Below are 6,384 nucleotides of genomic sequence, written 5' to 3' on the forward strand. Positions count from 1 at the left end.
GGTCACTCACCGGCCAGCAGCGCGACCGGGTCCAGGGTCTCGTCGCCCTGGCTCCAGTTGCACGGGCACAGCTCGTCCGTCTGGAGCGCGTCGAGGACCCGCAGGACCTCCTTGGGGTTACGGCCGACGGAGCCCGCGGTCACCATGGTGAACTGGATCTCGTTGTTCTGGTCCACGATGAAGACGGCGCGCTGGGCGAAGCCGTCCTCGCCCTCGATGCCCAGGGCGCGCATCAGCTCGTGCTTGGAGTCGGCCAGCATCGGGAAGGGCAGCTCGAGCAGGTCCGGGTGGTCCTTGCGCCAGGCGTGGTGCACGAACTCGGAGTCACCGGAGAAGCCGAGAATCTGGGCGTCACGGTCGGCGAACTCGTCGTTCAGCTTGCCGAAGGCGGCGATCTCGGTCGGGCACACGAAGGTGAAGTCCTTGGGCCAGGCGAAGACGATCTTCCACTTGCCCTCGTAGGTCTTGTGGTTGATCTGGTCGAACTCCTTGCCCTTCTCCAGCGAGACGCAGGCGGTCAGATCGAACTCGGGGAACTTGTCACCGACAGTGAGCACACGCTCTCCTTGAAGCACAGAAGCACCTTGGAGGCAAGGTGTTTCTCATTGGGTTGGACGCTCACGATCCTGGCACAGGGTCGATTGATTCAGGAAATAGCTACACTCGGTCGTGTTGATCGGCGGGGGTTATCAGTAGCTATTAGTAAAGGGGTATGCCATGGCCGGTGTCAGGTCCCATGGGCGCCGCCAGCCCAGCTTCGCCCAGCTGCGCGCCTTCGCGGCCGTCGCCGAGCATCTGCACTTCCGGGATGCCGCCGCCGCGATCGGCATGAGCCAGCCCGCGCTGTCGGGTGCCGTCTCCGCGCTGGAGGAAGTGCTCGGCGTCACCCTCCTGGAGCGCACCACCCGTAAGGTGCTGCTCTCGCCCGCCGGCGAGCGCCTCGCCGTACGGGCCAAGGCCGTGCTGGACGAGGTCGGCGCACTGATGGAGGAGGCTGAGGCGGTCCGGGCGCCCTTCACCGGGGCGCTGCGGCTCGGAGTGATTCCGACCGTGGCACCCTACCTGCTGCCCACCGTCCTCAGACTGGTCCACGACCGCTATCCGCAGCTCGACCTCCAGGTCCACGAGGAGCAGACCGCCAGCCTGCTCGACGGCCTCACCAGCGGCCGCCTCGACCTGCTGCTCCTCGCGGTTCCCCTCGGGATGCCCGGGGTCGCCGAACTGCCCCTGTTCGACGAGGACTTCGTGCTGGTCACCCCGCTCGACCACTGGCTCGGCGGCCGGGAGGGCATCCCCCGCGAGGCGCTGCGCGAACTGAATCTGCTGCTGCTGGACGAGGGGCACTGCCTGCGGGACCAGGCCCTGGACATCTGCCGGGAGGCCGGCCGCGAGGACGCCCCCGTGACCACCACCGCCGCCGGACTGTCCACCCTGGTCCAGCTGGTGGCCGGGGGGCTCGGGGTGACCCTGCTGCCGCACACCGCGCTCAAGGTGGAGACCACCCGCAGCAACCAGCTCCTCACCGGCTACTTCGCGGACCCGGCACCGACCCGGAGGGTCGCCTTCGCGATGCGCGCGGGCGCCGCCCGGGGCGCGGAGTACGAGGAGCTGGCCGAGGCGCTGCGGGGCGCCCTGCGGCCGCTGCCGGTCCGGGTGCTCGGTGCCGACGACTGACCGCCGCCGGGCAACTCCGCGGCCACACCCGGTCATACGCGGATCCCGGTGCGCGCCGAGGACGCACCGGAAAGGGCGGGAAGTGTCACCTTCCGTCAGGCATGGCGCATCCCTCTGGAATATGCGCGTCGGCTGATACACATACCTCCTCAGCGTGACGCGTCAGGCGGGTGTGCGGCCGCCGCAGGGCCCCGGACTTCGCTCCCGGACGGACGCGACCACCCATGGACCCTGGCGGGGAGGTGTACGGATGGACCAGCAGGCGCTGGCACTCGCCCTGCGCGGACTGTGCGAACGGGTGCCCGGGATCACGGGCACCGCGGTGGCGGCGGCGAACGGACTGCTTCTCGCGGCCGACACGGGGAGCGACATCGACCCCGAGGGGCTCGCCGCCCTCGCCGCGGCCGCCCTCGGCCTCGCGCGGCGCACCACCGAGGCGACCGCCCGCGGCTCCCTGCGCGGCACGGTCGCCCACGGCACCCAGGGCTGCGCCGCGTTCTACGCCGTCGGTGACACCGCGCTGCTGGTGGTGCTCGGCGACGAGGGTGTGGACGTCGAGGCACTGCACCGGGCGGCCCGCCCCGCCGTCGACCGCATCGGTTCGATCCTCGCCGCGGAGGCGCCCGGGGAAATGCGCGGGGACAGCGCCGAGTACGCCCGGTGACGCGGACGGGCCCCTCCCCGTCGGGGGAGGGGCCCGCTCGGCCGGTCCTCGCTCACTCGGTGCGCAGACCGTCCGCCCGCATCAGCCGCAGCAGCGGCGGCAGGCTGAGCAGCGTCACCACCAGCACCACCGCGGCACCGAGACCGGACATGGTGAGCACGCTCGCCCAGTCGATGGCCACGGTCGCGGAGGTCATCCGCAGCAGGACCGCGCCCAGGGTGAGTCCGACCAGTGACGCCAGCAGCAGGCCCAGCGCGATCGGGATCGCCGTCTGCCACAGCACGGACAGGCCCAGGGTGCGGCGCCGGGTGCCGAAGGCGACCAGCGAGGACAGCAGCTTCTTGCGCTCGCGCAACTGCTCCAGCTGGGAGACCAGCAGGCTCGCGCCGATCAGCGCCAGCACACAGGTGGCGCCGACGAACAGCCCGGTGCGGATGGAGGTGAAGCGCGCCGACTCCTCGGTGGCCGCCCAGGTCTGGGGCGTCGTGTAGGGAGCCACCCGGGCCGTCGTGTTGCGGACGTAGTCCTTGGCGTCGGGCACCGAGGGGTCGATCGAGATGTACACCGTGCCCCAGAAGGCAGGCACCGCCTTCGTGGGGAGCGCACCCCGGGTGACCAGCAAGCCCAGAGCCGTCGCGCCGTTCGGGCTCTTGCGCGGGAGCGCCTGCTTCAGCCCGTGCGGCACCGTCCAGGGGATCTCCGCATGCTTCTCCTCGTCACCGCGGGTGGACGGGTCGAGGTACAGGGTGCGGCCGGGCTTGGCCAGCTTCGGGGTGCCGGTGTCGAACTCGGCGCCCTTCACCACGAACACATCGCCGTCCCGGCAGGAGGCGAGCTGTCCGAACTCGCGCAGCGAGGCGCAGTCGCCCACCGTCATCTCGGTGGACTGCTGGGCATCCTGGCGCCGGTCACCGAGGGTCGCGTCGCCGGTGGCGATGACCCCCCGCACGCCCTTGGTGGCCTTCAGCGCACCGACGACGGGGTCGACGGGCACCTTCTTGGCCAGCCCCAGCTGCATCTGCGCCCGGGTCACATCGTGCTGCAACTCCTTGGTGTAGTTGCCCTGGAGGCCGGAGAACAGCATCTGGAGGGCGATGGCCCCGGCGACCGCCACCGCGATCCCGTTGACCATGCGGGCCGCGGTGCCACTGCTCAACTGGAGCCGTCGTATGGCCAGTTGCCAGGCCACCGGGCCGGGGGAGAGCCGGGCCACGACCGCCTCGACCGCCCACGGGAGCAGTGCGGTCACACCGACGAGCAGCAGCAGCACCCCGCAGATGACCTGGTACTCGTTGAAGTTCCCGTTGTCGCGGCCCTTCCCGATCAGCGGGTAGAGCGTGCCGAGCCCGGCGAGCGGCAGCAGCAGCCGCCACCACAGCCTGCGGCGCGGGGGCTTCGCCGTCCGCACCACGCCGAGCGGCTCGATGACCACACCGCGCAGGGCGAACAGGGTGACCAGCACCGCGGCCGTCGGCACGGCCACCGCGACCAGCAGGGCCAGTCCCGGGGAGGGGTTCAGATAGCTGGGGAAGACACTGACGCCGAAGACGTCGACGGATCCCGCGACCTGCCGCCCGGCCAGGAAGAGGACGGTGCCGACGGCCAGGCCGAGCACCGCTCCCGCGAGCGCCTCACCGGCGGCGATCCGCCGGGTCATCGCGCTGTCGGCGCCGACCAGCCGCAGCGCGGCCAGCCGACGGTCGCGCCGCTCGCCGCCGAACCGCACGGCCGCCGCGATGAAGACGCCGACGGGCATCAGCAGCACCACGAAGACGACGATCATCAGCAGGAGCAGGACGGGGTCCGACCGCTGGGGCGGCACGTCGGGGCTGCCGAAGCGGTCGATCCGGGCCACGTTCGGCGGGTCGATCCGGGCCCCGAGCCCCGTACCGCCCGCGTAGTAGGCGAGTTCGTGCGAGCCGACGAGGCCCCGCTCGGCGATGGTGCCGACGACCCGGTACGGCAGCCGCTCCCGCAGCAGCCGCCCCTCGTCGGAGGCGAGCAGTGTCTTCAGCGCGGGGGAGACCACCATCTCGCCGGGCCTGGGGAAACGTTCCAGCCCGGGCGGCAGCGGTGCCCGCGAGCCCTCGGGCTCCATCACCCGGCCGCGCACGTCGGTGGCGCGGTAGGTGGTGTCGACGTCCGCGATCACCAGGGTGTTGTCGGCCCGGGGGATCGTCCTGCCGTAGGTGTGGTCGGCGCGCGCGTCCTCCCGTTGATCGCGCGTCGAGAGCGCCCCGGGCAGCACGGTGGTGAGCAGCAGCAGCGAGACACCGAGGCCGACGCCGACTCCGGTGAGCAGCAGCCGTATCCACCCCTCGCGGCCGCCCGCGAACGCGAACCTGGCCCCCATGACCAGGTCCCTGGACAGCTGGCGCACCCTCATACGATGCGCTCCATGTCCCGGGACTTGCCGTCTCGTACGACGATCTCGCGGTCGGAGTACGCGGCGACCCGCGCCTCATGGGTGACCAGCACCACGGCCGCGTTGGTGGACCGGGCCGCCTCGGTGAGCAGCTCCATCACCCGCTCGCCGTTGAGCGAGTCGAGCGCGCCCGTGGGCTCGTCCGCGAACAGCACGCGCGGTCCGGTGACCAGTGCGCGGGCGACGGCGACCCGCTGCCCCTGTCCGCCGGAGATCTCGCCGGGCCGCTTCTTGGCGAGGTTGTCGACCTCCAGCCGGGCCATCCAGGACTGCGCGGTCTGCTCCGCCACCTTGCGGGAGGTGCCGTTCAGGCGCAGCGGGAGGGCCACGTTCTCCACACAGGTCAGCTCGGGCACCAGCTGTCCGAACTGGAAGACGAAACCGAACTCGCTGCGCCGCAGCTGGCTGCGCTGCGCGTCGCTCATGCCGGACATCTCCCGGCCGGCGTAGAGGATCGAGCCCGAGTCGGGCGGCACGATTCCGGCGAGGCAGTGCAGCAGGGTCGACTTGCCGGACCCGGAGGGGCCCATCACGGCGACGACCTCGCCGGGGTGGATGGAGAAGTCGGCGCCGTCGAGGGCGACGGTCGGCCCGTACGCCTTGCGCAGGTCCTCGGCCGAGAGCAGGGAACCGGGAGGAGGAGTCACTGGGCCACCGCCTCGGCGAGCTTGTCCAGGCGGGCGGCGGTCAGTTCGAGCCAGCGCAGATCGGCCTCCAGGTGGAAGAGCGCGTGGTCGCAGATCAGCTGGTCGGCCAGATCGCCCTTGCGCTTGCGGTCGGTGAGGATCCGCATCATCCGCAGGTGCTCCGAGCGCTGGGTGTCGAGGATCTCACTCGCGTCGCGGCGGGTGAGCAGGGCCAGGACGACCTTGGTGTACAGGGTCGACTGGAGATACGGCTCGGGCTTCTCGGGCGTCGCGAGCCAGTGCTGTACGTCGGTGACCCCGGCTTCGGTGATCGCGTACCGCTTGCGCTCGGGGCCGCCGCCCGCCTCTATCCCGTCGACCTCGACGAGGCCGTTCTTCAGCAGACGGGACATCGTCGAGTAGACCTGGCCGTAGTGCAGCGGCCGGTCGTGACCGAACTTCTCGTCGAAGGCCCGCTTGAGGTCGTAACCATGGCGGGGCCCGGACTCCAGGAGTCCTAGGAGGGTGTGACCGATGGACATGGCAAGAACTGTACACACCGGGTATACACCTGACGTATACACGCCGCGTATAGATCATGGTCCGAAGGGTGTCCATGCAGGTCAGAGCCGTTTGTCACGATTCTGATACGTGGGCGCCCGCCGCCGCGCCCCGAGGGTGCGGGGGCCGGTGACGGGCTAGGTGTATTGACCCGTGAGGTTGGGGACGCGGCTCGCGGGTGGTTGGCCCTTTAGCGCGGTGTGTCCGCGGTGGTGATTGTAGGTGTGTAGCCAGTCGGGGAAGGCGTCGCGTCGTTCCTGCTCGGAGGGGTAGGGGCGGGCGTAGGCCCACTCGTCGAGCAGGGTGCGGTTGAAGCGTTCGACCTTGCCGTTGGTCTGTGGCCGGTAGGGCCGGGTTCGCTTGTGGGTGATTCCGGCCGCTGCCAGGGCGTCGCGCCAGTCGCGTGAGCGGTAGCAGGAGCCGTTGTCGGTCAG

7 protein-coding genes are annotated in these 6,384 nt (G+C 70.9%); 2 read left to right on the forward strand and 5 right to left on the reverse strand.

Annotated features, from left to right (window positions below; translation table 11 throughout):
* Positions 1-2: 2 nt before the first annotated feature.
* Positions 3-557, reverse strand: coding sequence for a peroxiredoxin (locus tag ACIHAA_RS20525; protein WP_399819054.1), 555 nt, complete (start codon positions 555-557; stop codon positions 3-5).
* A 160-nt stretch (positions 558-717) separates the two neighbouring features.
* On the opposite strand from ACIHAA_RS20525, the gene ACIHAA_RS20530 reads away from it, so the two are divergent.
* Entirely contained in the window at positions 718-1,674 is a 957-nt protein-coding gene (locus tag ACIHAA_RS20530) for a LysR substrate-binding domain-containing protein (protein ID WP_399819056.1), read from the forward strand.
* A gap of 250 nt (positions 1,675-1,924) precedes the next feature.
* Positions 1,925-2,338: a roadblock/LC7 domain-containing protein gene (locus ACIHAA_RS20535; protein WP_399819058.1), complete on the forward strand. Its 414-nt coding sequence runs from the start codon at positions 1,925-1,927 to the stop codon at positions 2,336-2,338.
* Positions 2,339-2,390: 52 nt separating this feature from the next.
* On the opposite strand, the gene ACIHAA_RS20540 is transcribed toward ACIHAA_RS20535, so the two are convergent.
* The 4 genes from ACIHAA_RS20540 to ACIHAA_RS20555 all read right to left on the reverse strand — a co-directional run.
* Complete coding sequence (locus tag ACIHAA_RS20540) at positions 2,391-4,724, reverse strand: ABC transporter permease (RefSeq protein ID WP_399819060.1); 2,334 nt, start codon at positions 4,722-4,724, stop codon at positions 2,391-2,393.
* Entirely contained in the window at positions 4,721-5,410 is a 690-nt protein-coding gene (locus ACIHAA_RS20545; protein WP_399819062.1) for an ABC transporter ATP-binding protein, read from the reverse strand. The genes ACIHAA_RS20540 and ACIHAA_RS20545 overlap by 4 nt, the downstream gene beginning before the upstream one ends.
* Complete coding sequence (locus ACIHAA_RS20550) at positions 5,407-5,931, reverse strand: PadR family transcriptional regulator (protein ID WP_399819064.1); 525 nt, start codon at positions 5,929-5,931, stop codon at positions 5,407-5,409. The genes ACIHAA_RS20545 and ACIHAA_RS20550 overlap by 4 nt, the downstream gene beginning before the upstream one ends.
* Positions 5,932-6,087: 156 nt before the next feature.
* A partial coding sequence (locus ACIHAA_RS20555) for an integrase core domain-containing protein (protein ID WP_399819066.1) occupies positions 6,088-6,384 on the reverse strand: 297 nt, incomplete at its 5' end.

The sequence above is a fragment of the Streptomyces sp. NPDC052040 genome (assembly GCF_044548405.1).
Lineage (GTDB): Bacteria > Actinomycetota > Actinomycetes > Streptomycetales > Streptomycetaceae > Streptomyces.